Below are 26,701 nucleotides of genomic sequence, written 5' to 3' on the forward strand. Positions count from 1 at the left end.
GCCTTTCCTTTAGACGGCTGGGCGTTCCAGAGAGTGCGCCAGGACGTGGTCGCTCAGCCGCTCGGCCTCGGCCGCGCCGATCAAGTCGCTGCGCGCACGTCGAGCCTGGGCCAGTTGTCGGCTGAAGGCCGCCTTGTCGGCAGCCGCTTCGAGTTCGGGTAGGGCTTGAACCAGCAGCACTTCGCCAGCATCGGCCTGGCCTCGGGCGGCCAGCCACGCGCCATGGGTTCCCTTGATGTCCGGCGCGTCGGGCAACAGCGCCAGAGCGATCTGCAGCTGCCGTTCCGCGAGATCGAGATCGGCGTCGGAAGCAGCGTTGATCGCCGACCAAGCGATGTTCCCGGCCATCCAGCCGGTCATGACCGCATGCCAGTCGAACGGTCGGGGCGGTCCGGCCGTCGCCTCGGCCGTTAGGGCGCGATAGCGGGCCAGGGCCATGCGGTCGCCTTGCGCTTGGGCAGTGCAATGAACAACCATGCCCAACACATAGGGATCGTTCGGCCAAACCTTCAGCTTGGCTTCGAAGACGTTAGCGGCTTCCGAGAAGCGGCCGGCCAGCGTCAGGCGCTGGGTTTGTTGGAGCAGGAGCAACCGCTCGTCGGCCACTTGATCGGGCTTCTGGAACAGCGCCACGACAAGGGCGCCGTCGGAAGGGTGGTCGCCGCCCTTGGCTGGCCACAACGCGTTAAACGCCATCAACAGATGCAGGATCGTCCAGCCAACGATAACCGCTCCTGCCAAACCCCAAAGGGAGTCCTCTAGAAGCGGATAGAGCGCCGTCGCCGCGCAGGCCGTCGTCAGGTTGGCCAGGGCTCCGCCGAGATAGCTCACGCCGCGCCGCCAGGGACCTGCGCCCTCCGGTGGGATGAACTGGGTCAGTCCGCCAAGGGCCGCGTAGCGATGGATCGACCAACGGACTCCCCAAGCGCGACGGCGCAGGATCACGGGACCCCGTCCGACGCGCGCCTCGATCACATCGAAACCGACCGCCTTGGCCGCCAGGACGTGTCCGGATTCGTGGATCAGGATCGCCAGCGGGCGCGTCAGGACCAGCGTCAGCCAGACTGTCAGACCGAAGGTGAAGCCGCCTTGCAGGCCGCACCAACTGGCGATCACGGCGGACATGAAGAGCTGATTGAACCAGCCGCGCCAGTAGAGGCGATCGACTCCGTCGACCCGATAGGGCTTGCATCCGAAACAGACTGGTCGCGATCGTCCGAACACACCGCCACGCTCGATCCGAAACGAAGAGGCGACCTCGGATCGGAACCCGCATTGGCGGCAGTGACGCGCCACGTGCGCCGCGACGGTGCGGTCCGAAACTAAATTTAGCATGGCCATAGCCTGTTCATGGTCATGCTTGGCGAGTCAATGATGTGGCCTGCCAGGCTCCCTCAGCCAGCCGACAGGGCCCCCCGCGGCCGCAATGCTCGGCTAAGCCGCTTGTCATGCCGCTTGCTCTGATCATCTCCAGCCATGTCGCCGGCAGCCGGGTCGGCGCGTCGGCCCAGGCCGCCGCCCTCGTGCAGTTCCGCATCGACTCGATGATCGTGCCGACCGTGCTGTACGGCCGCCATCCCGGCTGGGGCATTCCCGGCGGCGCGCCGGCCCCCATCGAGGTGATGGAGGGCATGCTCGACGGCATCGAGGCCAACGGCCTGTTCGGCCTGACCGACGTGGTCATCACGGGCTATTTCGCCAGCGCCGCCCAGGTGCGCGCCGCGGCCCGCACCATCGACGCCGTGCGCGCCGCCCCGCGCGACGGCGCCGCCGCCCGCAAGCCGACCGTGATCATCGACCCGACCATGGGCGACGCCGGCAAGGGCCTCTACGTCCCGGCCGAGGTGGCCGAGGCCATCGCCGCCGACCTGATCCCCCGCGCCGACATCGTGGCCTGCAACGCCTGGGAGCTTCAACGCCTGACCGGCACGGACTCGCGCGATCCGCAAGCCGCCGTGCGGGCGGGGCGTCTGCTGAACAAGCCGACCCTGGTGTCGTCCGTGCAGAGAGGGAACGAGATCGGCGTCGTCTATGTCGACCGCAAGGAAGCCTGGCTGGCGGCCCACGCCAAGGCCGAGCGCTCGCCCAGCGGCACCGGCGACCTGCTGACCGCCCTCTACGCCGCCTCGATCCTGGAAGGCCAGACCATCTCGTACGGCCTGGCCCGCGCCGTCGGCGGCGTGGCCGAGACGGTGACGGCGGCCAACATCTGGAACGCCCCCGAACTGCCGATCGTGGCCATGGCCGCGCGCATCAAGCAGACCTCGCCGACCGTGCGGATCGAAAGGCTGGCCTAACCGCCGAAATGCGCGGCTAGGTTCGTCAGCACCAGGTCGGCCATGGCCTTGCGGCCCTCTATCGTCGCGCTGCCGGTGTGGGGTTGCAGCACCACGTCGTCGCGATCCAACAAGGCGGCGGGAACGTGCGGCTCGTCCGCGAAGACGTCCAGCGCCGCTCCGGCGATGACGCCGGCCTCCAGCGCCGCGATCAGGGCCGCCTCGTCGACCACCGAACCCCGTGAGACGTTGATCAGCAGGCCGCGCGGACCCAGGGCTTCCAGCACGGCGGCGTCGACAAGGGCCTGCGTGCCCGACCCGCCGGCGGTGGCCACGAACAGCACCTCGACGCTGCGCGCCAGGTCCAGCGGGCTGGCGGCATAGGCGTAGGGCGCGTCGTCCACGGGCCGACGGCTGTGATAGGCGACCTGGGCGGCGAAGGGCGCGACGCGCGCGGCGATGGCCCGGCCGATCTGGCCCAGCCCCAGCACCCCGACGCGCCGGCCGCTGGCGCGCGAGGCCAGCGGCGGGTTGGCCCCCGGCGTCCACTGGCCCGCGCGCACGAAGCGGTCGCCGACCATCATCCGCCGCGACAGGGCCAGCCACAGGCCGACGGCCAGGTCGGCGACGTCGTCGGTGAGCACGCCGGGGGTGGTCGTCACCGCCACCCCGCGCGCGGCGGCCACGTCGAGATCGACCGCGTCCAGCCCGACCCCGTTGACCGCCACGATCTCCAGCGCCGGCAGCCGGGCCCAGAGGTCGGCCGGGACACCGGTCTGGCCGCCGGTGACGATCCCGCGCACCTTGGGACCGACCGACGCCAGCAGGGCCTCGGGATCGGCGGCCCGGTGCAGGCGGTGAACGACGTAGCGGGCGTCCAGGGCGGCCTCCAGGCTTTGCGAGAACGGCTGCAGCGACAGCAGGTCGACGGCCATGGGCGGACTCCGGGCGGGACGTTATCCTCCGATGGCAAACCCGGCCGGCCTGGGCTAGACGAAATCGCATGACCGTCGACATCACCGGCTTCTGCCCCGACCGCTTTTCCGCCGTCCGCGACGCGTTCGCGGCCAATTTCGAGAACGCCGGCGAGCTGGGCGCGCGCTTCAGCCTGGCCGTCCATGGCGAGGTCGTCGTCGACCTGATGGGCGGCTTCGCGGACCGCAAGCACGAGGTCGCCTTCGGGCCCGACACGCTGACGCCGCTGTTCTCGACCACCAAGGCCGTCGCCGCCCTGCTGATCGCCCGGCTCGTCGACCAGGGCAAGCTGACCTACGACCAGACGGTGGCCTCGGTCTGGCCGGAGTTCGCGCAAAACGGCAAGCAGGACGTCACGGTCGGCCAGGTGATGTCGCACCAGGACGGGCTGTCGGGCTTTCCGGACGAGACCGACCCGTCGATCTGGTTCGACTGGCAGGCCACCACCGCCAAGCTCGCCGCCATGGCGCCGCTGTGGCCGGTTGGCTCGGCCAGCGGCTACCACCCGGTGACCTTCGGCTTCACGGCCGGCGAGATCTTCCGCCGGGTCGACGGCCGGACCATGGGCGCGGCGCTGCGCGAGGACCTGGCCCAGCCGCTGGACCTGGATATCTGGATCGGCCTGCCCGACAGCGAGCACGCCCGCTGCGCCGAACTGATGCGTCCCACGGCGCTGCCGAAGTTCGGCGAGATCAACGAGGCCGTGAAGGCCGCCTTCATGACCAAGTGGGCGGCGCCCGGCGGACGCGGCACGGCGGACTGGCGGCGGGCCGAAATCCCGTCGGCCAACGGCCACGCCACCGCCCCGGCCCTGGCCCGTCTGATGGGCGCCCTGGCGTCCGGCGGCGAGCTGGACGGCGTCCAGGTGCTGTCGCCGGCCCTGATCGTCCAGGCGAGCGCCGAGCGGATCGTCGGCCAGGACCTGGTCCTGCCTTATGTGATCAGCTGGGGCGCCGGCTTCATGCGCAACACGCCCAACTTCTTCTACGGCCCGAATCCGGACGCCTTCGGCCACAGCGGCTGGGGCGGCTCGTGCGCCTTCGCCGATCCGGCGCGCGGCGTGTCGGGGGCCTATGTGATGAACAAGCAGGGGACCGAGCTGATCGGCGACCCGCGCGCCGTGCGCCTGATCCAGGCGGCCTACACCGCGCTCTAGCGGCTTCGGAGATCAGCATGGGCAAGGCCGGGATCGCGAGAGTCGTCGGACTGGCCGGCCTGGCCTGGGTCTCGACCGCCCACGCCGAGGACGCCGCCCGCGCGTTCTGCGCCGACCGGCCGGGCAAGGGCTCGCCGCCTTGCGTGCTCGACGCCGGACGCTTCCAGGCCGAGCTGGGCGTGGCCGACGGCGCCTGGAGCCGGGGCGGCGGGGTCTCGACCGACGACGAAACCTACGGGGCGCTCGAGCTGCGGCTGGGCCTGACGCCGATGCTGGAAGGCCAGTTGGCCTGGAGCGCCCACGAACGGGTTCGCCAAGAGGATCGGGCGACCGGCGACGCCTCCACGGCGAAGGGGGAGGGCGACCTGACCCTCAGCCTGCGCTGGTCGCTGCGCAATCCCGGCGGCGACGGCGTCTCGGTCGCCTTGCAGCCCTTCGTCTCCGCCCCGACGGGAACGGGCGGGATCGGCGATCGCGTATGGCTGGGCGGGGTGATCGCGCCGGTCTCCCTGCCGCTGAACGCCGACTGGTCGCTGGCCCTGTCGCCCGAGCTGAGCGCGCGGCCGGACGCCGACGGTTCGGGACGTCACGCCGGGTTCGGCGGCGCGGTCGGGGTGGGGCGTTCGTTCGGTCCGCTGGCCCTGGGCGCCGAGCTGTGGGCCGACCGCGACGAGAATCCGTCGGGCGGCGTCACCTCGGCCAGCTTCGACCTGACGGCCGCCTGGACCCTGCGGTCGGTCAAGGACCTGCAGCTGGACGCCTCGGCCTATGTCGGGCTGAACCGCGCCACGCCGGACCTCGAACTGGCGGTGGGCGTGGCCAAGCGGTTCTAGGTCTCGGCGCGCGACTTGGGCGCGATCATCAGCCACCCCACGACGCCGGCCGCCACGGCCATCGTGGCGCTGATCGCCATCACCCACGGATAGCCGTGGGGGCCCGGCGCGAAATAGATCAGGCCCAGCACCGCCACCGCCAACAGGCCGGCGATGCGGGCGACGGCGTTGTTGACGCCCGAGGCGACGCCGGCGTGGCTGGCGGCCACGGCGCTCATCACCGTGTTGGTCAGGGGCGCCACCGCGAGGGTCATGCCCAGGGCGACCACCAGCAGGCCGGGCAGGACGCCGGTCCAGAAGCCCGAGCCGATCCAGGGCGCGCCCAGCAGGCCGAAACCGATCCCGGCCAGGATCGGCCCGACCGTCAGCATCGGCCGGGGCCCGAACCGGTCGGCCAGCCGGCCCGCCAGGCCCGACAGGCTGCCCATGATCAGCGAGAACGGCAGCAGGGTCGCCCCGGCTTTGGCCGCCGAATAGCCGTGGCGGGCGATCAGCTCGTACGGCAGGAAGAACAGGGCGCCGGTCAGGCCGAAATATAGCGCCAGGGTCAGCAGGTTGGCGCCGCTGAAGGTCCGCGAGCGATAGAGCGCCAGCGGCATCATCGGGTGTTTCTCGCGCGCCTGGCTGACCAGGAAGCCCGCCAGCAGGGCCGCGCCGGCCGCCMGCGCGGCCCACACCGCGCCGCTGGTCCAGCCGCGTTCGCCCGCCGCCGTCAGGCCCCAGGTCACCGCGCCCAGGCCGGCGGCGGCCAGGACCGCGCCGCGCCAGTCCAGGTGCTCGACCTCCGGGTCGCGGCTCTCGCGCACCGCCGCCAGGGCCAGCCCGATGGTGGCGGCGGCCAGTGGGATGTTGATCAGGAAGATGGCGCGCCACGAGACGTGGTCGACCAGCCAGCCGCCCAGCACCGGGCCGATCGCCGTGGTCACCGCCCCGAACCCGGCCCAGGCGCCGATCGCCGCGCCGCGTTCGTCGTCGTCGAAGGTCGAGCCCAGGATCGCCAGGCTGGCGGGCACCAGCATGGCCGCGGCGATCCCCTGCACCGCCCGGGCGGCGATCAGCCAGCCCGCGTCGGGGGCCAGGGCGCAGCCCAGCGAGGCCGCCGCGAACAGCAGGACGCCGATCACGAACACTCGCCGCCGTCCGTAGCGGTCGCCGGCCGAGCCGCCGATCAGCACCAGGGCGCCCAGCAGCAGCAGGTAGGCGTTGACGATCCACTGCACCTGGGCGGCGTCGGCCTTCAAGGCGGTCCGCATGGCGGGCAGCGCGACATTGACCACCGAGCCGTCGATGAAGGCCATGCTCGAGCCCAGGACCGTGGCGGCCAGGGCGAGGCGCTTACGGGGCGTCGAGCCGTCCGGACTGGCGGCGCGGATGACGCCTTCGTCGCAGGGAGGATGTTGCGGACCGGCCATGGGCGCGAGCATGGCCCAAGGCCGGCCCCCGCGCCAAGTCTTGACCCGAGGACTGCTGTCAGGCTCTGGCCAGCAGGGCGGCCATCGCCTCTTCCTGGCGGGTCAGCATCGAGCGCCCCTTGTTGCGCGTCAGCGGCGCGGCCTGGCCGGTCAGCAGTAGGCGTCTCCGGCGTGGCCGATCCAGCCCTCGCAGCCGTCGAACGGATTGTCGTAGCCCTCGGTCCCGGTCAGGGTCTGGACGCCTAGGCCGTAGGCGCGGATCAAGCCGCCATAGCCTTCGCCGTTGGGGCGGGCCGGATCGAACCGCCAGGTCGGCGTGGTCATGGCTTCGAAGGTCTCGGACTTCAGGATCGGGGCGCCGCGCCGGGCCAGCAATCGGCCGATCTTTTCCAGGTCTTTGATCGAGGCCCGCAGGCCGCCCTGCGGCGCGAACACGAAGCCGTTCTCGCCGGGGACATAGCTGTCCAGCGAACGTCCCGCCGCCTCGGCGCCGACGCGGACGGCGGCCTGGGGCGCGGGCGGCAGGGTCTGGTCCAGCTGGGCGACCCAGGGTCCGGCGGCGTCCCACGGCCCGTCGTCGGACGGAGCCTTGCGATAGAGCACGGCGCGCCGGTCACGGACCGCCTGCGAGACGCCGCTCCAGTTGAAGCCGCCCTTCAGGTCCAGAGGCTCCAACACCCGGGCGGCCATGAACCGGTCGAAGCGCTGGCCCGACAGGCGCTCGATCAGCTGGGCGACCACGGCGTAGTTGACGTCGGCATAGGCGAACCAGTCGCCCGGCGCTTCTTCGGCCGGACCGAACCAGGCGCCGTCGTCCCACTGGACGCCGCCGGGCGTCAGGGCCGCGCTCAGCGGGCGGCCGAAGACCACCGGATAGCTGGGGCCGTTGCGCAGGCCGCTGGTGTGCGACATCAGCCGGCGCGGGGTGATCGCCGCCTGGGGGAAGCGCGGATGGCGCAGGGACCAACCGAGAATGTCGGAAACGTCGTCGTCCAGCCCGACCTTGCCGGCCTCGACCAGGGTCATGAAGCCGATCGCCGTGACCAGCTTGGAGATCGAGGCGATGCGGGCGGGGGAGCCCGGGGTCATGGCCCGGCCGCTCGCGACGTCGGCCAGGCCGCGCGCCACGGTCCGCACAGCGGGCTTGGCCGGATCGCGGAAGGCGACCCCGGCCAGGGCCGGGACGGCGGCCTCGGGCTCGCCCTCGCCGGCCAATAGGTCGTCCAGCGGATCGCGCGCCCCGCCGGTCAGGGCCAGGGCGCCGGCGGCGGCGAGCAGGGAACGTCGGGTCGGCATGCGGCGGCTCTCGTGGACGCCGCAGCCTAGCCGGTGTTCGAAACCGCCGTCATCCCCCGAACCGGTCGAGGGATGACGCATCGGGTCAGGCCGTCGCCAGCACGCGCGTGCGCTTCCACGCCCCGTAGGCGAAGACCGCCACGCCCAGCCAGATGAACACGAACGACAGGGCCCGCATCGGCGTGAAGGCCTCGCCCAGGATGACGCCGATCAGGAACTGGATCGTGGGCGCGATGAACTGCAGGAAGCCCATGGCGCTGAGCGGCATGCGACGCGCCGACCAGGCGAACAGGGCCAGGGGCACGACCGTGGCCGGTCCGGCGATCAGCAGCATGGTGGTGACCCCGGCCCCCGTCGCGAAGTGGCCGACGCCGGTCGCCTGCAGGTGCAGCACGTACAGCAGGCCCGGCACGGCCAGATAGGCGCATTCGATGAACAGGCCCGTCTGGGCGTCGGCCTTCACCTGCTTCCGCAGGATGGCGTAGGCGCAGAAGCTGAAGGCCACGCCCAGCGAGATGATCGGCAGGTGGCCCAGGGCCGCGGTCTGGATCGCCACGCCGATCACGGCCAGGCCGATGGCGATCGCGCCCTCGCGGCTGATCCGCTCGCGGAACAGGATGGCCCCGGCCGCCATGTTCATCAGCGGGTTGATGTAATAGCCCAGGCTGGTCTCGATCACGTGGCCGGCGTTGACCGCGAACACGTAGATCGACCAGTTGGTGAAGATGGCCGCCGTCGAACAGGCCAGCACCAGCATGGTCTTGGGCTGGCGCAGCACGGCCATCACCTGCCCGCCCTGGCGGGCCAGCAGCACGGCCAGGAACGCCCAGGGCGCGGCCCACAGGGTGCGGTGGGCGATCATTTCCCAGGAGCCGACGCCCAGATTGGCCAGCAGGTGGAAGTACAGCGGCAGGAAGCCCCACAGCAGGTAGCAGCCCACCGCCGCGATCAACGCCGTCCGGGCTTCGTCCGGGCTCTTGGTCGTCAAGTCCGCCGACATCGCGTCGTTCCCCTCGGATCTCAAAAGAATCGCAAATGAAAAAGGGCTCCCGGGACCTTAAGTCCCGGGAGCCCCTGAAATCGTCCACCCGCTTGTTGCGGAGGGCGGTTTAGGCCGGGAGTTTCTGCTTGATGAGACCCTTCTCATGCAGCAGCTGCGCGATCTGCACGGCGTTCAGCGCCGCGCCCTTGCGCAGGTTGTCGGCCACGCACCAGAGCGCGATGCCGTTTTCCACGGTCGGGTCGGTGCGGATGCGCGAGACATAGACCGGGAACTCGCCGGCCGATTCCTTCGGCGTCATGTAGCCGCCGTCCTCGCGCTTATCGACCACCTGCACGCCGTCGGCGTCGCGCAGGATCTCGCGGACGTCGTMCTCGTCCAGCGGGGTCTCGAACTCGATGTTCACCGACTCGGCGTGGCCGACCATGACCGGCACGCGCACGCAGGTGGCGGTCAGCTTGATCGACGGATCCAGGATCTTCTTGGTCTCCATCATCATCTTCCACTCTTCCTTGGTGAAGCCGTCTTCCATGAAGACGTCGATGTGGGGGATGACGTTGAAGGCGATCTGCTTGGTGAATTTCTTCGGAGCCGGGGCGCCCAGGACGAACACGCCCTTGGTCTGCTCCCACAGCTCGTCCATGCCTTCCTTGCCCGCGCCCGAGACCGACTGGTAGGTCGAGACGACCACTCGCTTGATCTTGGCTTCGGCGTGCAGGGGGGCCAGCACCACCACCAGCTGCGCCGTGGAGCAGTTGGGGTTGGCGATGATGTTCTTGGGCAGCTTGTTGACGGCGTCCGGGTTCACTTCCGGCACCACCAGCGGCACGTCCGGATCCATCCGGAAGTGGCTGGAATTGTCGATGACGATCGGACCGGCCGCGCCGATCTTCTCGCCCCAGGCCTTGGAGATGGCGCCGCCGGCGCTCATCAGCACGATGTCGACCTTGGAGAAGTCGAACTGCTCCAGGTCTTCGCAGTGCAGGGTCTGGCTGCCGAACGAGACTTCCACGCCGATGGATTTGCGCGAGGCGATGGCATGCATCTTCTCCACGGGGAACTTCAGTTCCTCGAGGATATTGAACATCTCACGGCCCACATTGCCCGTGGCGCCGACCACGGCGACCCGGTAACCCATCGCAGCCTCCAATTCGTACTTGAGCCCGCCATCGGCGGCGGGAGCGGACCCGTTACGCCCGGGAAGCCGCATAAGCAAGAACAGGCTTTCTAATGCGATGCTTAGCGCAGGGGGTTCGGGGAAGATTTCACCCCGCCTGCGTGGATTCTGCATCGGGTAGGGGAAAACGCTACCGCTTCTCGGCCTTCAGGAAGTCCACGAACGCCCGCAGCGGCGCGGGCATGTGGCGGCGGCTGGGATAGTAGAGATACGGCCCGCTGAACGGCGGCAGCCAGTCGTCCAGCACGGTCTCCAGTCGCCCGGCGGCGATGGAATGGGCGACGAAGCCCTCGAAGGTGGCCAGCAGGCCCAGTCCCGCCTCGACGGCGGCCAGTTCCAGCTCGCCGCTGTTGGTGATCAGCGGTCCGTCGGGCTGGACCTTGATCACCTCGCCGTCCTTCTCGAACTCCCAGGCGTAGCTGGACCCGCTGGGGAAGCGGTGGCGGATGCAGGGGTGGTTCAGCACCTCGCGCGGATGGGTCGGGCGGCCGTGCTCGGCGAAATAGGCCGGAGAGCCGACCACCACGAAACGCTGCGGCCCGGCCAGGGGCACGGCGATCATGTCCTTCTCCAGCCGCTCGTCATAGCGCGCTCCGGCGTCGAAGCCCGCGGCCAGCACGTCGACGAAGGCCTCCTCGACGCTGACCTCGACCCGGATTCCCGGATGAGCGGCCAGGAAGCGGGGGATCAGGTCGGGAAAGACGATCCGCGACACCGCGCCCGGCACGTTCAGCTTCAAGACGCCGATCGGGCTGTCGCGGAAGGCGTTGATCTCGTCCAGGGCCAGGCCGACGTCGGCCAGGGCGGGGGTCAGGCGGGCCAGCAGCCGCTCGCCGGCCTCGGTCGGGGTGACGCTGCGGGTGGTGCGGTTCAGCAATCGCACGCCCAGGTCGGCCTCCAGCCGGCGCAGGGCTTCCGACAGCGACGAGGCCGAGACCCCGCGCTGGGCGGCCGCGCCCCGGAAGCTGCGGGCCCGGGCCACGGCTGTGAAGGCGTCTAGATCGGCGAGGTCGGGCTGGGCCATTGTGCTATTTTCCGAACAGCTCGTGCGGCAATGACCGGATTATCGCACGCGAGGCGGCGGCGCATAGTCCCCGCCATCGAACACGCACGCTTTCGGAGACTCCCCCATGCAAACGCGTCAACTCGGCAAGAGCGGCCCGGTCGTCTCGGCCCTGGGCCTGGGCGCCATGGGCATGTCGGGCATGTACGGCCCGGCCGACCGCGCCGAGAGCCTGGCCACGATCGACGCGGCCCTGGAGGCCGGGATCACCCTGATCGACACCGGCGACTTCTACGGCATGGGCCACAACGAGATGCTGATCGGCGAGGCCTTGCGCGGTGGCCTCCTTAAAGGAAATAGGCGCGACAAGGCGATCCTCAGCGTCAAGTTCGGCGCCCAGCGCGATCCCGGGGCCGGCTGGATCGGCTTCGACGGCCGCCCGGCGGCGGTGAAGACCTCGCTGGCCTATACGCTGCAGCGCCTGGGCGTCGACCACATCGACATCTATCGCCCCGCCCGCCTGGACCCCGTCGTGCCGATCGAGGACACGGTCGGGGCCATCGCCGACATGGTCAAGGCCGGCTATGTGCGCCACATCGGCCTGTCGGAAGTGGGCGCCGAGACCATCCGCAAGGCCCACGCCGTCCATCCGATCGTCGACCTGCAGATCGAATATGCGCTGATCACCCGCGGGGTCGAGGACAAGATCCTGCCGGTGCTGCGCGAGCTGGGGATCGGCATGACCGCCTACGGCGTGCTGTCGCGCGGCCTGATCAGCGGCCACTGGGACAAGGACCAGGGCAAGGCCAAGGGCGACTTCCGGGCCGGCGGTCCACGCTTCCAGGGCGAGAACGTCGACAAGAACCTGGCCTTGGTCGAGGCGTTGCGGAAGATCGCCGACGCCAAGGGCGTCAGCGTCGCCCAGATCGCCATCGCCTGGGCGGCCGCCCAAGGGGACGACATCGTGCCGCTGGTCGGGGCCCGCACCCGCGCACGCCTCTCCGAGTCGCTGGGCGCGCTGGACGTGACCCTGTCGGCCGGCGACCTGGCCGCGATCGAGCAGGCCGTGCCCAAGGGCGCGGCGGCCGGCACGCGCTATGCCGAAGCCCAGATGGCCCACCTCGACAGCGAGCACTGACTGGTTCGCCGGCTCCCGTTTTCAAGGGTGGGCGGATGAAAATTTCGGTCTGTTATTGGCCGCGAAGCTGGGTTTAGCTTCGCGGCCATGATCGAAGCTCTGCTGAAAAAGATGGTCAAGGTGGGCGACCTGACGGTCCACCTGCCCAACGGTTCGACGACCAAGGCCGGCGACGGCTCGGGTCCGCCGGTGACGATGCGCGTCAACGGCCGCGGCCTGCGCCGCCTGGTCGCCAATCCCAGCCTGGGTCTCGGCGAGGCCTATATGGAAGGCGACCTGAAGATCGAGCAGGGCACGCTGTGGGACCTGCTGGAGATCGTCGGCAAGAGCGGCGGGCGCACGCCCAAGCGCGGCACGCCGCTGAAGCGGGCCCAGAAGGCGATCAAGCGCTCGGTGCAGTCGGTCAACGACCGCATCGCCTCGCGCCGCAACGTCGCCCACCACTACGACGTCTCCAACGAGCTCTATAAGCGCTTCCTCGACAAGGACATGCAGTACAGCTGCGCCTATTTCGCGCGGCCGGACATGACCCTGGAAGAGGCCCAGGCCGCCAAGAAGGCCCACATCGGCGCCAAGCTGAACATCACGCCCGGCATGAAGGTGCTGGACATCGGCTCGGGCTGGGGCGGCATGTCCCTGACCCTGGCGGCCGACCATGGGGCGAAGATGACCGGGGTCACCCTGTCGACCGAGCAACTGGCCCTGGCCACCGAGCGCGCCGAGAAGGCCGGCCTGTCCGACCAGGTCGAATTCCGGCTGACCGACTATCGCGACCTGGACGAGACCTTCGACCGCATCGTCTCGGTCGGCATGCTCGAGCACGTCGGCGCGCCGAACTTCCAGACCTATTTCGACACCGTCAAACGCCTGCTGGCCGACGACGGCAGCGCGGTGATCCACTCGATCGGACGGATGTCGGGCCCCGGCGCGACCAACGCCTTCACCGCCAAGTACATCTTCCCGGGCGGCTACATCCCGGGCCTGTCGGAGATCGTCAAAGCCGTCGAGGCCGCGGGCTTGTGGATCACCGACATCGAGATCCTGCGCCTGCACTATGCCGAGACCTGCAAGCACTGGCGCATGCGGTTCCTGGCCGATCCGGACATCCCCGCCATGTTCGACGAGCGGTTCCGGCGGATGTGGGAGTTCTACCTGTGCGGGGCCGAGCTGGGCTTCCGCTACGGCGGCCACATGGTGTTCCAGATCCAGGTGGCCAAGAAGGTCGGCGCCCTGCCGATCACCCGGGACTACATGTTCGACGGCGAACGGCGCTAGCGGCGCCGTACTTGCGCCCAATTGCAGGGCGTTGATGACCTTCAGTTGAGTGGCGTGGCGTTCTCCCTGGGTGTGACACGGAGAGTCCCGATGATCCGGTTCGGCCTGCTGCTCGCGGCCTTCATGATGCTGCTGGCGGTCCCGCCCGCCCTGGCCCAGAGCCAGGTGCGCGACTTCGAGGTCGCGTCGAAGGCCTTCGACGGGAACAAGCTCGGGATCAGCGGCCAGCGGCGCGTGCGGGTCTATCTGCCCGACGGCTACGAGGCCTCGGGCCGGCGCTACCCGGTGATCTACTACCTGCACAACATCTTCGAGGACGAGCGCGCGGCGTTCGACCAGCACGATCTTCGGGGGCTGCTGGACCGGGCGATCAAGGCGGGGACGATCCCGCCGGTGATCGTGGTCGCCGCCGACTTCAGCACGCCGCTGGGCGGATCGATCTACGCCAACTCGCCGGTCACGGGGAACTGGCGCGACTTCATGGTCAAGGATCTGGTCCCGTGGACCGACGGCCGGTTCCGCACCCTGGCCAGCCGCGACTCGCGGGGCCTGGCCGGCGACCGGATGGGCGGGCACGGGGCCATCGCCTTCGGCATGCGCCATCCGGACGTGTTCGGCGCGGTCTACGCCCTGCATCCGGTCGGCACGGGCCTGGGGCTGCAGACCATGTCCTCGCGCCCGAACTTCGACCTGCTGCAGGGCGCCAAGTCGCTGGACGACCTGAAGGCCGACCCGTTCTCCCAGCTGTTCACCGCCATCTACCAGGCCCACCTGCCCAATCCGGCCAAGCCGCCGCTCTATGTCGACCCGCCGGCCCGCAAGGTGGACGGCAAGCTGATCATCGACGCGGCCCTGACCGAGAAGCTGATCGACAGTTTCGCGCTCGAACGCTCGGTGGGACGCTACGCCGACAACCTCAGGACCCTGCGCGGCTTCAAGTTCGACTGGACGCGGGGCGATCCCAATCCCGACCACGTGGTCTCCAACCAGGCCTTCTCGCGCCTGCTGACCGAATACGACGTGCCGCACGAGGCCGAGGAGTATGTCGGCGGCTGGGGCGACCGCACCTGGGGCGAGACGGGGCGGGTCCGGACGGATTTGCTGCCGTTCTTCGCCCAGACGCTGATGTTCGAGGGAGGTTAGGCCCTCCCCCATGGGGGAGGCGATCGCGCGGCGATCGGTGGGGGGATATTGTCGAGCGATCGAACCTGTGCGACCAGCGCCCGATCACCCCCKCCGTCGGCTTCGCCGACACCTCCCCCACAGGGGGAGGGCCGTCAGCCTCAAGGACTCCCCATGGGCCAGTTTCGCGCGGCCGACCTTCTTCGCCGCAAGCCCGTGGGCCGGGTCGTCGCCGAGGGCGGCGAGCATCTTCCGGAAGACCACGCCATTGGGGGCCTGCACCGCACGATCGGCCTGTTCCAGCTGACGATGCTGGGCGTCGGGGCCACGATCGGCACCGGCATCTTCGTGGCCCTGACCACGGCCGTGCCGGCCGCCGGACCGGCCGTGATCGTCTCGTTCGTGATCGCCGGGATCACCGCGGCCCTGACGGCCCTGTGCTATGCCGAGCTGGCCTCGACCATCCCGGTGTCGGGTTCGTCCTACAGCTACGCCTACGCCACCCTGGGCGAGTTCGTGGCCTTCCTCGTCGGGGCGTGCCTCCTGCTGGAATACGCGGTCTCGGCCTCGGCCATCGCCGTGGGCTGGGGGCAGTATCTGAACGAGATGTTCTCCGACCTGATCGGCTGGCGCATGCCCGACGCCATCGCCAAGGCCCCCGGCGCGGGCGGGGTGTTCAACCTGCCGGCCGTGGTGCTGGTCGGCGCCTGCCTGATCCTGCTGCTGCGCGGGGTGAAGGAGTCGGTGAGCGTCAACGCCGTGCTGGTGGTGTTGAAGTTGCTGGTGCTGCTGTTCTTCGTGGTCATCGCCTTCAGCGGTTTCCACGCCGGCAACCTGACGCCGTTCGCGCCGATGGGCATGGCCGGGATCGGGGCGGCGGCCTCGTCGATCTTCTTCTCCTATATCGGCATCGACGCGGTCTCGACGGCCGGCGACGAGGTCAAGGACCCGCGCCGCACCCTGCCGCTGGGCATCATCCTGTCCCTGCTGATCGTCACCGGCGTCTACATCCTGGTGGCCCTGGCCGCCGTCGGGGCCCAGCCCTGGACGGCCTTCGCGGGGCAGGAAGCCGGGCTGGCGGTGATCCTGCGCAACCTGACCGGCCAGGCCTGGACCTCGCTGATCCTGTGCGTCGGGGCCATCGTCTCGATCTTCTCGATCACCCTGGTGGTCATGTACGGCCAGACCCGCATCCTCTACGCCATGAGCCGCGACGGCCTGCTGCCCAAGCTGTTCCAGCGGGTGAACCCGAAGACCCAGAGCCCGGACCTCAACACCTGGATCGTCGCGGCCTTCATCGCCCTGCTGGCCGCCTTCGTGCCGCTGGACACCCTGGTCAACCTGACAAGCATGGGCACGCTGATCGCCTTCGCCATCGTCTCGCTGGGGGTGATCATCCTGCGGCGGACCCAGCCGGACCTGCCGCGCGGCTACCGCGTGCCGCTCTATCCGGTCGTGCCGATCGTCAGCGTCGCTTTCTGCGGCTACCTGATCATCGGCCTGCCGCTGGACACCTGGATCCTGTTCGCGATCTGGGCGGCGGCGGCGTGCCTGATCTATTTCGGCTATTCGTTCAGGCGTTCCAGGCTGAATCTCACCTCGTGAGCCTGGTCGTCGCCGGGTGGCGAGCCCCGGCGACCGCGCCTCAGTAGAACAGGAAAAGATCCGACGACAGATCGGCGACGTGAAGATCCAGAAGTCCGATATAGGCCCCGCCTCCGAGGTCCACGCGCATGTCGGTCGCGCTGGTGTTCTGAACGTGGAGCAGAAGGCTCGCGAAATCGACGATGCCGGAGCCATTGACGTTCTTCTGGATGGCGATCACGTCATGATCGGCGCCGTGCGCCTTGAAGTCCATGATCAGATCCGAACCCGAACCATTGTCGAACGCGAACCAGTCCGCGCCCGCGCCGCCGTAGAGACGGTCGTTCCCGCCGCCGCCGACGATGCGGTCGTCCCCGCCGAGGGCGTAGATCACCTCGCCGCCGTCGCCGCCGTAGAGAACATCCTTGGCGTCGGTGGCCACCACGCCCTCCAGGCCCGAAAGGCGATCGCCTTCGCTGGTCAGCCCGTTCTTGAGATCGACCACGACGCCCAGCGCGCCAGGCAGGTCGAAGCGGACGAGGTCGGTCCCGGCGCCGCCGTCGATCACGTCGGCGCCGCCGCCGCCCCAGATCTGGTCGTCGCCGGCCTGGCCATAGAGCATGTTGGCCGCCGCATCGCCCACCAGCACGTCGCTCTCGCCTGACCCCACCACGCCCTCGATCCCCATCAGGAGATCGCCGGCCGCTTCGCCGGTGAAGCCCTGTCCGAGCGACAAGTCCACACGCACCGAGCCGGAGGCGTCGTAGCGCCCCAGATCGACGCCGTCGCCGCCGATCAGGATGTCGCCGCCCGCGCCGCCGTAGAGGTGATCGTTGCCGACGCCGCCGTCGAGGCGGTCGCCGCCGGCCTCGCCGCGCAGCACGTCGTCACCGGCCTGGCCGTAGAGGGTGTTGTCGCCGCCGTCGCCGGTCAGGGCGTCGCCGAAGGCCGAGCCCACCACGCCCTCGATCGACGAGAAGCTGTCGCCGAACGCCTCGCTGGAAAAGCCGCCGCGGGCCAGGTCGACGGTGATCGCGCTCGCCGCGAAGTCATATCGCGCGAAATCATAGCCGGCCCCGCCGACCAGCGAGTCCGCTCCGGCGCCGCCATAGAGGTGGTCGCCTCCATCGCCGCCGTCCAGCGTGTCGTTGCCAAGCTCGCCGCTCACGATGTCGTCGCCGGCCTGTCCGTAGAGGACATTGTTCGCGGCGTCGCCGAAGAGGGCGTCATTGAACGCGCTTCCGACGGCGCCCTCGATCTGCGCGTAGGAATCGCCCTCGGCGTAGCCGCCGGCCCCGGCGCCGCTGGTGAGGTTGACCAGCACGCCTTGGGTGGAGCTGTCATAGCGGGCCAGATCGAAGCCCGCGCCGCCGTCGAGGACGTCCGCGGCCGCGTTGGCGTAGAGGTGGTCGTGGCCCTGGCCGGCCGACAAGCGGCTGGCGCCCGACCCGGCGTAGAGGATGTCGTCGCCCCCGCCGCCGTCCAGGGTGGTGCGGCCCGACAGCCCGCCTATCAGCACGTCGCCATAGGCGGTGCCCTTCACGCCCTCGATGCTGACCAGGGTGTCGAGGCCGGCGGCGAGCGTGTCCTGCGGACCGCTGGCGGCCAGGTTGATCCTGACGCCGGAGGTCGCCGTTTCGTAGCTCGCCGTATCGAAACCGTCGCCGCCGTCGAGCAGGTCGGCGCCCTTTCCGCTTATCAGCAGATCGTCGCCGCCGCGGCCGTGAAAAGCGGCTCCGCCGCCATTATTCGTATACGAATTCACCTCGAAGGTGTTGGCGCCGTCGTCGCCATAGGCCGTGGCCGTGACCCAGGTGTTCACCCCCACGGACACGCGTTCGAAATTATGGATGGAGAGCGTGCTGGCGGCGTCGGACAGCGTATTGGCGGCCAGATCGACCGTGTAGTAGGGCACATAGAGCTGCAGCTTGTCAGTGCCGGCGCCGCCGTCGAAGTCGCCGTCCGTCTTTACGTAGGTGCTCGCCCAGATGTCGATGGTGTCGTCACCGTTCCCCCCATAGGCGCTGCCGCCGGGGCCGATGATTATATAGTCGTCTCCCTCGTCGCCGAAAATCTTGAGGTTGTTGTACATGGCGTCAAAGAAATCGTTCCCGCCGCCGCCGTGCACCTCCACCGCCAGCGGGCCATCCACCGAACGGAAATTGAAGTAGTCATAACCATCCGTTCCGCGGAAGATCTCGAAATTCTGGACCGTGACGGATTTCGGGTCGTTGTAGTCGTGTCGATCTTCAACGACGGCGCTGGTGGCCGAGGTCCAATACCAGGACAAGTATCTGTCGGGCGCCACCGCGCTGAGATCGAGCGTGTCGTCACCCGTCCCGCCGCCGTATTCCGAGCCGTGACTGGTGTAGACGGAGCTCAGGCGAACAGTGTCGTTTCCGGCGCCGCCGTCCACGTGATCGAGGCCGGAACCGGGATCGATATCGTCATTGCCGCCGGTGCCCGAGATCCAGTCGGCGCCGGCCTTGCCGAGGATCACATCGGCGCCTTCGGTCCCGACGATCACGTCGTCGCCGTCGGTTCCTTCGATAGCCATGACTTCCCCCTCCGCACCGACCCCGACACACGGTTAGGTCGGACACTAGCAGCAACGCTCGGGAAAAGGGAAGGTGGGCCGCGCCCGCTACTCCACCGTCACCGACTTGGCCAGGTTGCGCGGCTGGTCGACGTCGGCCCCCTTCACCACGGCCACGTGGTAGGCCAAGAGCTGGATCGGAGCCGACATCACCAGGGTCGAGACCAGCGGGTCGCTGGCCGGGGCGGTGACCACCACGCGGGCGCCGGCCGGGGCGTGCTTGGCGCCTTGCGGGTCGGTGATGAACACCACCTGGCCGCCGCGCGCCATGACCTCGCTCATGTTCGAGGCCGACTTCTCGAAATAGCTGTCGTAGGGGGCCAGGATGATGATCGGGGTCTGGTCGTCGACCAGGGCGATCGGGCCGTGCTTCAGCTCGCCGGCCGCGTAGCCCTCGGCGTGGATGTAGCTGATCTCCTTCAGCTTCAGCGCGCCTTCCAGGGCCAGGGCCGACATCGGCCCGCGGCCCAGGAACAGCACGTCGCGCGCCTTGGCGATGTCGACGGCGATCTCCTTGAGGGCGTCTTCAAGCCCGATGGCCTCGGCGATCAGGCGCGGGGCCTCCAGCATCAGCCGGACCATCCGCTGCTCCTCGGCGTCGTCGATGGTCCCGCGAGCCTTCGCCGCCGCCACCGCCAACGCGATCATCACGCTGACCTGGGCGGTGAAGGCCTTGGTCGAGGCCACGCCGATCTCGGGTCCGCAGTGGATCGGCCAGACCACGTCGACCTCGCGGGCCATCGTCGATTCCTGGGCGTTGACCACCACGGCGCTCTTCATGCCCTTGGCCTTGCAGTAGCGCAGGGCGGCCAGGGTGTCGGCGGTCTCGCCGGACTGCGACATGGCGATGACCAGCGAGCCCGGGCGCAGGGCGGGCTGGCGGTAGCGGAATTCCGAGGCGATCTCGACGTCGACCGGCAGGTCGGCCAGCTGCTCGATCAGGTACTTGCCGATCACCCCGGCGATATAGGACGTGCCGCAGGCGACGATCTGGATGCGCTCCAGGGCCTTGAAGTCCAGCCCGCCGGGCATGGCGGCGCGGGCGGTCAGGGCGTCGACATAGGCCGAGATCGTGCGCTGGCAGCCCTCCGGCTGGTCATGGATCTCCTTCTCCATGAAGTGCCGGTAGTTGCCCTTCTCCATCATCACCGCCGAGGCGGGGACCACCTTGACCGGGCGGACGACGGGCGCGCCCGAGACGTCGAAGATCTTGGCGCTGTCGTGGTCGATGGCGACGTAGTCGCCCTCTTCCAGATAGATCACCCGGTTGGTGAAGGGGCCGACGGCGAGGGCGTCGGAGCCCAGGAACATCTCGCCCTGGCCCTCGCCGACCACCAGCGGGCTGCCGCGACGGGCGCCCAGGATCAGGTCGTCGGCGCCTTCGATCAGCACGGCCAGGGCGTAGGCGCCGGTCAGGCGGTCCAGGGTGGCCTTGAAGGCCTCGAGCGGGGGCAGGCCGGTGGCCAGCTCGGCGTCGATCAGCTGGGCGATGACCTCGGTGTCGGTGTCGCTCTCGAACACCCGGCCCGTGGCGGCCAGCTCGGCCTTCAGCTCGGCGAAGTTCTCGATGATGCCGTTGTGCACCAGGGTGACGCGGCCGGCGGTGTGGGGGTGGGCGTTCTGGACGTTGGGCGCGCCGTGGGTGGCCCAGCGGACGTGGCCGATGCCGTTCTGTCCCGCCAGCGGCTGTTCGGCGAGCAGGGCTTCCAGGTTCTTGATCTTGCCCTGGGCCCGGCGGCGCTCGACCTTGCCCTTCACGACGGCGGCGACGCCGGCCGAGTCGTAGCCCCGGTATTCAAGCCGCTTGAGGCTGTCGACCAGCCGCCCCGTCACGGGCTGGGTACCGACGATGCCGATGATGCCGCACATGGGCCATGATCCTTTGTAGAACGCCGTGCCTGGGACTATTGGTGTCGAGACGGATATTTCGAGCGCCGCCTTTAGCATTCGCTTATCGGCGGCCCTCATAAATCTGCATTTCGGATCGTTTCGCGATCCGACCGAGACCTAATCGAGACAAGATCGAGATCATGAGCAAGCGCGCTTATTTCGGCACCGACGGCATCCGCGGCCAGGCCAACAAGCATCCGATGACCGCCGAAGTCGCCCTGCGCGTCGGCCTGGCGGCCGGCAAGCTGTTCCGCTCGCAGGACGACCGCCGCCACCTGGTGGTGATCGGCAAGGACACCCGCCTGTCCGGCTACATGATCGAGCCGGCCCTGGTCGCCGGTTTCGCCAGCGTCGGCATGGACGTGCGGCTGTTCGGTCCGCTGCCGACCCCGGCCGTGGCGATGATGACCCGCTCGATGCGCGCCGACCTGGGCGTGATGATCAGCGCCAGCCACAACGACTTCGCCGACAACGGCATCAAGCTGTTCGGTCCCGACGGCTACAAGCTGTCCGACGAGCAGGAACTGAAGATCGAGTCCCTGATGGACGAGGGCCTGCAGGAGGGCCTGGCCGAGCCGCGCGACCTGGGACGGGTCAAGCGGGTCGACGACGCCCAGGCCCGCTATATCGAGATCGTCAAGGCGACCTTCCCGCGGCACCTGAGCCTGGCGGGCCTGCGCATCGTCATCGATTGCGCCCACGGCGCGGCCTACAAGGTCGCGCCCGAGGCCCTCTACGAGCTGGGCGCCGAGGTGTTCCCGGTCGGCGTCGCGCCGAACGGCACGAACATCAACGCCGACTGCGGCTCGACCCATCCCGAGACCATGGCCAAGCTGGTGCGCGAGTATCGCGCCGACATCGGCATCGCCCTGGACGGCGACGCCGACCGGTTGGTGATCTGTGACGAGAAGGGCGTGGTGGTCGACGGCGACCAGATCATGGCCATCGTCGCCCTGGCCTTCGCCAAGGCCGGCAGGCTGAACGCCGGCGGCGTGGTCGCCACGGTGATGTCCAACCTGGGCCTGGAGCGGCTGATGGCCGACAACGGCCTGAAGCTGGAGCGCACCTCGGTGGGCGACCGCTATGTGATGGCCCGCATGCGCGAGGGCGGCTTCAACATCGGCGGCGAGCAGTCGGGCCACGTGATCCTGTCGGACTTCTCGACCACCGGCGACGGCCTGATCGCGGCCCTGCAGGTGCTGGCGGTGATGATCCAGAGCGGCAAGCCGATGAGCGCCCTGGGCCGTCAGTTCGAGCCCGTGCCGCAGCTGCTGGAGAACGTCCGCTTCGCCGGCGGCAAGCCGCTGGAGCACAAGACCGTCAAGGAGGCCATCGCCGACGGCGAGAGCCAGCTGAACGGCTCGGGCCGCATCGTGGTCCGCCCGTCCGGCACCGAACCCCTGATCCGCATCATGGCCGAGGGCGACGACCCGGCCCTGGTCAAGAAGGTGGTGAAGTCGATCGTCTCGGCGGTGAAGGCCGTCTGACGGCGCGACCCCCCAAACGACAACGCCCCGAGGGGGAACCTCGGGGCGCGTGCGGAGCCTGAGCGGGGCGACGGCGTCAGGCCGCCGTCTTCCAGTTCGGCTCCAGCACCACATGCGGCGGGCAAGGGGCGATCGCGCCTTGCGGCAGGCCGCGCAGTTCGTTGGCGAAGCCGTGATTGACGTCGCGGTGGTGGGCCTCGTCGGCGCGGACCACCTCGACCACGTCACGCAGCGTGGCGCCGGCGGGCAGGCTCCAGTAGTCCAGCGCGATCTGGGGCGCCGGCACGTTCTGCGACCGGCCCTCGTCGATCTCGGCCAAGTAGTGGGTGTAGCTGATCACCGCCTCCTCCTCGAAATAGCCGACCACGCGGTGGGCGGTCTTGGAGGAGACGAGGTAGAGGCCGAAGAAGAACAGGTAGAACACCCACTGGGCGGCGACGACCACGAAGCGTTCGAACAGCGTGGGCTTGGCGACCTCGATGAAGGTCATCAGGTGCATGCGCTCGTTCTCGGCCTCGTCCATCAGGGTCTTGATCCAACCCTTGTCGCTTTCCATCCGGCGCAGGCACTTCAGGTGGGTCAGGGTGGCGCCGACCATGCCGGGCACGGCGGCGACGGTTTCCAGCACCACCGCGCGGTGGCCGTAGCGCTTGGCGAAGAAGGTGTCGGCGCAGAACCGCAGCGCCTTGACGAAACCATGGGCGACAGCGTCGGAGACGCCCTTGGGCTGGTGGTGAACCATGAGGTCGACGGGCTGGTGGGTCATCGTCTTTGTCCTGAAGTCCCCGAGGCCCGCGCGGCGCGGGAACGGGTTCGACTGACCGCTTGAATAGCCCTGCCATTGATGCGGGAATATTCGGGACCCGCCCCTAAGGGAGTCTGCGCTAAGGGGGTTTGCGTATCCCCCTTAGCGCGCTCTTGCTCCGGGAAGGCGGCGCCTCAGTCGCCGCCGTCCACCCCTTCCACCACCGCCCGCAGATAGTCGACGTGGCGGCGGAAGGCCTTGCGGCCGGCCTGGGTCAGGGCCACGCGGGTGCGCGGCCGCTTGCCGACGAAGTCCTTGGCGATCTCGACATAGCCGGCCTTTTCCAGGGTGCTCAGGTGGCTGCCCAGATTGCCGTCGGTCGCCTGGGTGACGGCCTTGAGCCGCGAGAACTCCACCGGATCGGCGTCGCGCTCGGCGTGGAGCGCGGCCATGATCTTCAGCCGCAGGGGCTGATGGATCAGCTCGTCCAACTCCGCCACGCCTACGCCCTCCGTAGCCAAAGACCGGCCACGATCAGCCCGCCGCCGCCGACCGCCGCCATCCAGAAGGCCAGCCAGGGCTGGAAGAAGAAGTAGCCGACCATGCTGGCGGCGAACACCGCCGTGCCGATCCACAGATAGCGCGGGGCGTAGGCGATGCCGACCCCGGCGTAGATCAGACCCGTCACCACACCCGGATAGGCCAGGGCGACATCGGCCGAGGACGGCTGGAACAGCGCGAAGGTGGCGGCGTAGAAGGCCATGACGGCCAAGACGCCCGCCATGATCTTCCAACTCGTTCCGGCCTTGGCCGCGCCCTTGCCGCCGCGCCGGGCGAGCAGGATCGTCGCCGTGATCCCGACCACGTCCAGCACCAGCCAGACCAGACCCCAGCGCTCGGGCTCCAGCAGCCCCATGGCCGAATAGCCCACCGCCCAGATCACGCCCCAGACCATCAGGATCGGCCCGGCTATGTGATAGCCCTTCAGCAGCCCGCTGCGGCGAGTCGCGCTCTCGATATCGGTCAGCGCGGACGCCGCCTCGCTCTTGGAAATGCCCATCGCACCCCTCCATGAATTGAGCACCCAGAGCGCTCTGTGGTCCAGAGTGACATATCCTTGCGCTCTGTCAAGCAGAGTATTCTGCGCCGGCTCCGACCTCCTCCGGATTCATCCTCGATCCAAGGAACCGTTAGCTCGTCGAACATGTTCAATCCGCATACGACTGTTCAGTTCGGAGCATGGCGATGGCGTCCCTGGCATCTTCTCGGAAGGGCGCGGGCGGCTGGGCCGTCATGCTGCTGGGCGTCGTCCTGGCGCTGATCGGACTGACCCTGACGATCGGCGGCGCCTGGCTCGTCGTGCTGGGCGGCTCGGCCTATTACGTGCTCGCGGGCCTTGGCCTGCTGGTCTCGGGCGTCCTGCTGATCCAGCGCCGGACCCTGGGAGCCTGGATCTACATCGCCGTCTTCGTGCTCACCGTACTGTGGGCGCTGTGGGAGGTCGGGCTGAACGGCTGGGCGCTGGTCCCCCGGGTAATCGCCCCGACCGTGCTCCTGGTCCTGGTGCTGGCCGCCCTGCCAGCGGTCGAGCCCGGTCCGACCGGCCGCCGCAAGTCGCTGGTCGGCTTCGCGGCGCTGGCGGTGTTCGTGATCGTCGGCGGCGTTGTGGTGGCCGGGGCCAACAAGGCCAAGGTCGACGGGCCGCTGCCCGCCGTCGCGGCCATGACCGACAATGACCCTTCGCTGATGCGGGTCGGCGCCGACTGGCCGGCCTATGGCGGCACCTATGCCGGCCAGCGCTATTCGCCCCTGACCCAGCTGAACGCCGGCAACGCCAGGAACCTGACGCGGGTCTGGATGATCCGCACCGGCGACATGCCCAGCGCGGCCGCCGAGGGCAAGTACGGCGCGGAGAACACCCCGCTGAAGGTGGGAAACAGCCTCTACGTCTGCACGCCCAAGAACATCATGATCGCCATCGACGCGGCCACCGGCCAGACCCGCTGGCGCTACGACCCCAAGGTCCCGGACGAGGCCATCCCCTACACCGCCGCCTGCCGGGGCGTTTCCTACTACGCCGCGCCCGGCGTCGATCCCGCCAAGGCCTGCGCGACCCGGATCATCGAGGGCACGCTGGACGCCCGGCTGATCGCCGTCGACGCCCGGACCGGCGTCCCCTGCGCCGACTTCGGGACCAACGGCCAGGTCTCGACCGCCGTCGGCATGGGCCCCTCGGCCGCCGGCATGCTGTCGATCACCTCGGCCCCGACCATCGTGCGCGGCGTGATCGTCACCGGCCACCAGGTGCTGGACGGCCAACGGCGCGACGCGCCGTCGGGCACGATCCAGGGTTATGACGCGGTCACCGGCGCCCTGCGCTGGGCCTGGGACATGACCCGTCCCGACATCACGACCCTGCCGCCCGAGGGCCAGACCTACACCAAGGGCACGCCCAACATGTGGACCACGGCCACCGGCGACGAGGCCCTGGGCCTGGTCTACCTGCCGCTGGGCGTCTCGGCCGCCGACTACTGGAGCTCCAGCCGCTCGGCCCTGGAGAAGCAGTACTCGACCTCGCTGGTCGCCCTGGACGTGACCACCGGCAAGCCGCGCTGGACCTTCCAGACCGTGCGCAACGACGTCTGGGACTACGACCTGGGCTCGCAAGGGACCCTGGTCGATTTCCCGACCGCCGGCGGACCCGTCCCGGCCGTGGTCCTGCCCAGCAAGCGCGGCGACATCTTCGTGCTGGACCGCCGCACCGGCCGGCCGCTGACCGGGGTGAAGGACCAAGCCGTGCCGCAGGGCGGGCTCGAGCCCGAGCAGCGGGCGGCGACCCAGCCGATCTCGCTCTACCACACCCTGCGCAAGCCCGACCTTACCGAGAAGCAGATGTGGGGCATGTCGCCGATCGACCAGATGATCTGCCGCATCCAGTTCAAGCGCGCCAAGTACGACGGCTTCTTCACCCCGCCGGTCGCCGACCGCCGCTACATCGAATACCCGGGTTACAACGGCGGCTCGGACTGGGGCGGCGTGGCCGTCGACTCCAGCCGCGGCGTGATCGTCGCCAACTACAACGACATGCCCAACTACAACCGCCTTGTGCCGCGCGCGGTGGCCGACGCCAAGGGTTGGACCCCGCGCGGCGACGCCCGCGGCGGCTCGATGAAGAAGGGCGCGGAGGGGGCCGGCGATCCGCAGGTCGGCACGCCCTACGCCATCGACGTCAACGCCGGCTGGCGTCTGCCGCTGACCGGGTTGCTGTGCAAGGAGCCGCCGTATGGGGGCATCCGGGCCATCGACCTGCGCACCGGCAAGACGATCTGGGACCGCCCGCTGGGCACGGCCCGCACCAACGGCCCGTTCGGCATCCCCTCGCACCTGCCGCTGGACATCGGCACGCCCAACAACGGCGGGGCCGTGGTCACGGCCGGCGGGCTGGTCTTCGTGGCGGCCGCCACCGACAACCTGATCCGCGCCATCGACCTGAAGACCGGCAAGACCGTCTGGCAGGACGTGCTCCCGGCCGGCGGCCAGGCCACGCCGATGACCTACGAGGTCGGCGGCAAGCAGTACGTGGTCATCATGACCGGCGGCCACCACTTCATGGAGACCCCGATCGGGGACCAGGTGATCGCTTACGCGCTGAAGTAGGTCATCGTGGTGTCATCCCGGACAAGCGCGCAGCGCGCCGATCCGGGACCGGCGCGTGAACTCGGCGCTTCCGGCGGTC

General features: G+C 69.3%; 21 protein-coding genes. 9 read left to right on the forward strand and 12 right to left on the reverse strand.

Going from position 1 to position 26,701, the window contains the following annotated elements; all coding sequences use genetic code 11:
* Nucleotides 1-9: 9 nt before the first annotated feature.
* Nucleotides 10-1,341 (reverse strand): site-2 protease family protein, encoded by a 1,332-nt coding sequence (locus AC1DYP_RS19785; RefSeq protein WP_477047776.1) that lies wholly within the window; start codon nt 1,339-1,341, stop codon nt 10-12.
* 107 nt (nt 1,342-1,448) lie between these two features.
* On the opposite strand from AC1DYP_RS19785, the gene AC1DYP_RS19790 reads away from it, so the two are divergent.
* Nucleotides 1,449-2,297 (forward strand): pyridoxal kinase, encoded by an 849-nt coding sequence (locus AC1DYP_RS19790; RefSeq protein ID WP_477034546.1) that lies wholly within the window; start codon nt 1,449-1,451, stop codon nt 2,295-2,297.
* Here the strand turns inward: AC1DYP_RS19790 and AC1DYP_RS19795 are convergent.
* Nucleotides 2,294-3,211, reverse strand: a complete 918-nt coding sequence (locus tag AC1DYP_RS19795) for a 2-hydroxyacid dehydrogenase (RefSeq protein ID WP_477047777.1) — start codon at nt 3,209-3,211, stop codon at nt 2,294-2,296. The genes AC1DYP_RS19790 and AC1DYP_RS19795 overlap by 4 nt on opposite strands.
* Nucleotides 3,212-3,279: 68 nt before the next feature.
* Here AC1DYP_RS19795 and AC1DYP_RS19800 point away from each other — a divergent pair, with 68 nt between their 5' ends.
* Both AC1DYP_RS19800 and AC1DYP_RS19805 read left to right on the forward strand, forming a co-directional pair.
* Nucleotides 3,280-4,407, forward strand: coding sequence for a serine hydrolase domain-containing protein (locus tag AC1DYP_RS19800; RefSeq protein WP_477047778.1), 1,128 nt, complete (start codon nt 3,280-3,282; stop codon nt 4,405-4,407).
* A 17-nt stretch (nt 4,408-4,424) separates the two neighbouring features.
* On the forward strand, nt 4,425-5,240 hold the full coding sequence (locus AC1DYP_RS19805; protein WP_477047779.1) for a transporter: 816 nt from the start codon (nt 4,425-4,427) through the stop codon (nt 5,238-5,240).
* Here the strand turns inward: AC1DYP_RS19805 and AC1DYP_RS19810 are convergent.
* From AC1DYP_RS19810 to AC1DYP_RS19830, 5 genes are all read right to left on the reverse strand, one after another.
* On the reverse strand, nt 5,237-6,664 hold the full coding sequence (locus AC1DYP_RS19810) for an MFS transporter (protein WP_477047780.1): 1,428 nt from the start codon (nt 6,662-6,664) through the stop codon (nt 5,237-5,239). The two genes, AC1DYP_RS19805 and AC1DYP_RS19810, sit on opposite strands and share 4 nt — an antisense overlap.
* Nucleotides 6,665-6,802: 138 nt before the next feature.
* Nucleotides 6,803-7,948, reverse strand: a complete 1,146-nt coding sequence (locus tag AC1DYP_RS19815) for a serine hydrolase domain-containing protein (protein WP_477047781.1) — start codon at nt 7,946-7,948, stop codon at nt 6,803-6,805.
* Nucleotides 7,949-8,033: 85 nt separating this feature from the next.
* Complete coding sequence (gene rarD / locus AC1DYP_RS19820) at nt 8,034-8,948, reverse strand: EamA family transporter RarD (protein ID WP_477047782.1); 915 nt, start codon at nt 8,946-8,948, stop codon at nt 8,034-8,036.
* A gap of 109 nt (nt 8,949-9,057) precedes the next feature.
* On the reverse strand, nt 9,058-10,086 hold the full coding sequence (locus AC1DYP_RS19825; protein WP_477047783.1) for an aspartate-semialdehyde dehydrogenase: 1,029 nt from the start codon (nt 10,084-10,086) through the stop codon (nt 9,058-9,060).
* Between the two features lie 169 nt (nt 10,087-10,255).
* Nucleotides 10,256-11,149, reverse strand: coding sequence for a LysR family transcriptional regulator (locus AC1DYP_RS19830; protein ID WP_477047784.1), 894 nt, complete (start codon nt 11,147-11,149; stop codon nt 10,256-10,258).
* 106 nt (nt 11,150-11,255) lie between these two features.
* Between AC1DYP_RS19830 and AC1DYP_RS19835 the strand changes: the two genes are divergently transcribed.
* The 4 genes from AC1DYP_RS19835 (at nt 11,256) to AC1DYP_RS19850 (ending at nt 16,268) form a co-directional block, all read left to right on the forward strand.
* Nucleotides 11,256-12,266, forward strand: coding sequence for an aldo/keto reductase (locus tag AC1DYP_RS19835; RefSeq protein ID WP_477047785.1), 1,011 nt, complete (start codon nt 11,256-11,258; stop codon nt 12,264-12,266).
* Between the two features lie 87 nt (nt 12,267-12,353).
* The gene (locus AC1DYP_RS19840; protein ID WP_477047786.1) at nt 12,354-13,541 is read left to right on the forward strand and encodes a class I SAM-dependent methyltransferase; all 1,188 of its coding nucleotides are present in this window, start codon (nt 12,354-12,356) and stop codon (nt 13,539-13,541) included.
* Between the two features lie 90 nt (nt 13,542-13,631).
* The gene (locus AC1DYP_RS19845) at nt 13,632-14,684 is read left to right on the forward strand and encodes an alpha/beta hydrolase-fold protein (RefSeq protein ID WP_477047787.1); all 1,053 of its coding nucleotides are present in this window, start codon (nt 13,632-13,634) and stop codon (nt 14,682-14,684) included.
* 153 nt (nt 14,685-14,837) lie between these two features.
* Nucleotides 14,838-16,268: an APC family permease gene (locus AC1DYP_RS19850; protein WP_477047788.1), complete on the forward strand. Its 1,431-nt coding sequence runs from the start codon at nt 14,838-14,840 to the stop codon at nt 16,266-16,268.
* Between the two features lie 40 nt (nt 16,269-16,308).
* On the opposite strand, the gene AC1DYP_RS19855 is transcribed toward AC1DYP_RS19850, so the two are convergent.
* Both AC1DYP_RS19855 and glmS read right to left on the reverse strand, forming a co-directional pair.
* Nucleotides 16,309-18,804, reverse strand: coding sequence for a calcium-binding protein (locus AC1DYP_RS19855; RefSeq protein ID WP_477047789.1), 2,496 nt, complete (start codon nt 18,802-18,804; stop codon nt 16,309-16,311).
* Nucleotides 18,805-18,891: 87 nt separating this feature from the next.
* Entirely contained in the window at nt 18,892-20,712 is a 1,821-nt protein-coding gene (gene glmS / locus AC1DYP_RS19860; protein WP_477047790.1) for a glutamine--fructose-6-phosphate transaminase (isomerizing), read from the reverse strand.
* Between the two features lie 161 nt (nt 20,713-20,873).
* Here glmS and glmM point away from each other — a divergent pair, with 161 nt between their 5' ends.
* Nucleotides 20,874-22,220: a phosphoglucosamine mutase gene (gene glmM / locus AC1DYP_RS19865; RefSeq protein WP_477034562.1), complete on the forward strand. Its 1,347-nt coding sequence runs from the start codon at nt 20,874-20,876 to the stop codon at nt 22,218-22,220.
* A gap of 76 nt (nt 22,221-22,296) precedes the next feature.
* Here glmM and AC1DYP_RS19870 read toward each other — a convergent pair whose 3' ends face one another.
* The 3 genes from AC1DYP_RS19870 to AC1DYP_RS19880 form a co-directional block, all read right to left on the reverse strand.
* On the reverse strand, nt 22,297-22,986 hold the full coding sequence (locus AC1DYP_RS19870; protein WP_477047791.1) for an alternative oxidase: 690 nt from the start codon (nt 22,984-22,986) through the stop codon (nt 22,297-22,299).
* Between the two features lie 173 nt (nt 22,987-23,159).
* Complete coding sequence (locus AC1DYP_RS19875) at nt 23,160-23,465, reverse strand: winged helix-turn-helix domain-containing protein (RefSeq protein WP_477047792.1); 306 nt, start codon at nt 23,463-23,465, stop codon at nt 23,160-23,162.
* Between the two features lie 2 nt (nt 23,466-23,467).
* A complete protein-coding gene (locus AC1DYP_RS19880) occupies nt 23,468-24,025 on the reverse strand; it encodes a hypothetical protein (protein ID WP_477047793.1) in 558 nt (185 codons plus the stop codon).
* A 185-nt stretch (nt 24,026-24,210) separates the two neighbouring features.
* Here AC1DYP_RS19880 and AC1DYP_RS19885 point away from each other — a divergent pair, with 185 nt between their 5' ends.
* Nucleotides 24,211-26,622, forward strand: coding sequence for a membrane-bound PQQ-dependent dehydrogenase, glucose/quinate/shikimate family (locus AC1DYP_RS19885; protein WP_477047794.1), 2,412 nt, complete (start codon nt 24,211-24,213; stop codon nt 26,620-26,622).
* The last annotated feature ends 79 nt before the right edge of the window (nt 26,623-26,701 follow it).

The sequence above is a fragment of the Caulobacter sp. P1_D6 genome, assembly GCF_056406095.1.

Coding starts and splice junctions, on each gene's coding strand:
- AC1DYP_RS19785 (WP_477047776.1), bottom strand. CDS start 1,341: ATGGCCATGCTAAATTTAGTTTCGGACCGCACCGTCGCGGCGCACGTG.
- AC1DYP_RS19790 (WP_477034546.1), top strand. CDS start 1,449: ATGCCGCTTGCTCTGATCATCTCCAGCCATGTCGCCGGCAGCCGGGTC.
- AC1DYP_RS19795 (WP_477047777.1), bottom strand. CDS start 3,211: ATGGCCGTCGACCTGCTGTCGCTGCAGCCGTTCTCGCAAAGCCTGGAG.
- AC1DYP_RS19800 (WP_477047778.1), top strand. CDS start 3,280: ATGACCGTCGACATCACCGGCTTCTGCCCCGACCGCTTTTCCGCCGTC.
- AC1DYP_RS19805 (WP_477047779.1), top strand. CDS start 4,425: ATGGGCAAGGCCGGGATCGCGAGAGTCGTCGGACTGGCCGGCCTGGCC.
- AC1DYP_RS19815 (WP_477047781.1), bottom strand. CDS start 7,948: ATGCCGACCCGACGTTCCCTGCTCGCCGCCGCCGGCGCCCTGGCCCTG.
- rarD (WP_477047782.1), bottom strand. CDS start 8,948: ATGTCGGCGGACTTGACGACCAAGAGCCCGGACGAAGCCCGGACGGCG.
- AC1DYP_RS19830 (WP_477047784.1), bottom strand. CDS start 11,149: ATGGCCCAGCCCGACCTCGCCGATCTAGACGCCTTCACAGCCGTGGCC.
- AC1DYP_RS19835 (WP_477047785.1), top strand. CDS start 11,256: ATGCAAACGCGTCAACTCGGCAAGAGCGGCCCGGTCGTCTCGGCCCTG.
- AC1DYP_RS19840 (WP_477047786.1), top strand. CDS start 12,354: ATGATCGAAGCTCTGCTGAAAAAGATGGTCAAGGTGGGCGACCTGACG.
- AC1DYP_RS19845 (WP_477047787.1), top strand. CDS start 13,632: ATGATCCGGTTCGGCCTGCTGCTCGCGGCCTTCATGATGCTGCTGGCG.
- AC1DYP_RS19850 (WP_477047788.1), top strand. CDS start 14,838: ATGGGCCAGTTTCGCGCGGCCGACCTTCTTCGCCGCAAGCCCGTGGGC.
- AC1DYP_RS19855 (WP_477047789.1), bottom strand. CDS start 18,804: ATGGCTATCGAAGGAACCGACGGCGACGACGTGATCGTCGGGACCGAA.
- glmS (WP_477047790.1), bottom strand. CDS start 20,712: ATGTGCGGCATCATCGGCATCGTCGGTACCCAGCCCGTGACGGGGCGG.
- glmM (WP_477034562.1), top strand. CDS start 20,874: ATGAGCAAGCGCGCTTATTTCGGCACCGACGGCATCCGCGGCCAGGCC.
- AC1DYP_RS19870 (WP_477047791.1), bottom strand. CDS start 22,986: ATGACCCACCAGCCCGTCGACCTCATGGTTCACCACCAGCCCAAGGGC.
- AC1DYP_RS19880 (WP_477047793.1), bottom strand. CDS start 24,025: ATGGGCATTTCCAAGAGCGAGGCGGCGTCCGCGCTGACCGATATCGAG.
- AC1DYP_RS19885 (WP_477047794.1), top strand. CDS start 24,211: ATGGCGTCCCTGGCATCTTCTCGGAAGGGCGCGGGCGGCTGGGCCGTC.